Source organism: Komagataeibacter melaceti (assembly GCF_003403295.1).
Taxonomy (GTDB): domain Bacteria; phylum Pseudomonadota; class Alphaproteobacteria; order Acetobacterales; family Acetobacteraceae; genus Komagataeibacter; species Komagataeibacter melaceti.
In genome coordinates this window covers 1-780 of record NZ_QUWV01000161.1, presented here as the reverse complement: position 1 = coordinate 780, position 780 = coordinate 1, and the positions used below count along the sequence as shown (strand labels likewise).

The following is a 780-nucleotide window of genomic DNA, read 5'->3' as shown; positions in this document are numbered from 1 at the left end:
TTCGATGTCGGCATTGCCGAGCAGCACGCCGTCACCTTCGCCGCCGGCATGGCGACGGAAGGGCTGCGCCCGTTCTGCGCCATCTACTCCACCTTCCTGCAGCGCGCCTATGACCAGGTGATGCATGACGTGGTGCTGCAGAACCTGCCGGTGCGCTTCGCCATTGACCGCGCGGGTCTGGTCGGCGCGGATGGCGCGACACATGCCGGGTCGTTCGACATCGCCTATCTCGGCTGCCTGCCGGGCATGACCATCATGGCGCCCAGCAACGAGCTGGAACTGCTGCACATGACCGCGACCTCCATCGCGTTTGACGAAGGCCCGATCGCGCTGCGCTACCCGCGCGGCAACGGGCTGGGGCTTGAACTGCCGGCGGCGGGCGAGATCCTCGAGATCGGGCGCGGGCGAATCGTGCGCGAGATGGCGCGCCAGTCGGGGCCGGAACAGGGTGGCATCGCCATCCTCTCGCTCGGCCCGCGGCTGGGGGAAGCCCTGAAGGCCGCCGACATGCTGGCCGCGCAGGGCCTGTCCCCCACGGTGGCGGACGCCCGCTTCGCCAAGCCGCTGGACACCGCGCTGATCGAGCAGCTTGCGCGCAACCATGCCGTGCTGATCACCCTTGAAGAAGGCTCGGTCGGCGGTTTTGGCAGCTATGTCATGACCCATCTGGCCAGGACCGGCCTGCTGGACCGCGTGCGTTTCCGCCCCATGACGCTGCCCGACCGCTTCATCGACCACAACACCCAGGCCGCGCAGTACCATGAGGCCGGGCTTGATGCC

At 68.5% G+C, this 780-nt stretch carries 1 protein-coding gene; it reads left to right on the top strand.

Translation table 11 applies throughout. The features are described 5' to 3' along the window. The coding region (locus DY926_RS14960) for a transketolase C-terminal domain-containing protein (RefSeq protein WP_274541809.1) at positions 1-780 on the top strand (780 nt) is incomplete at both ends.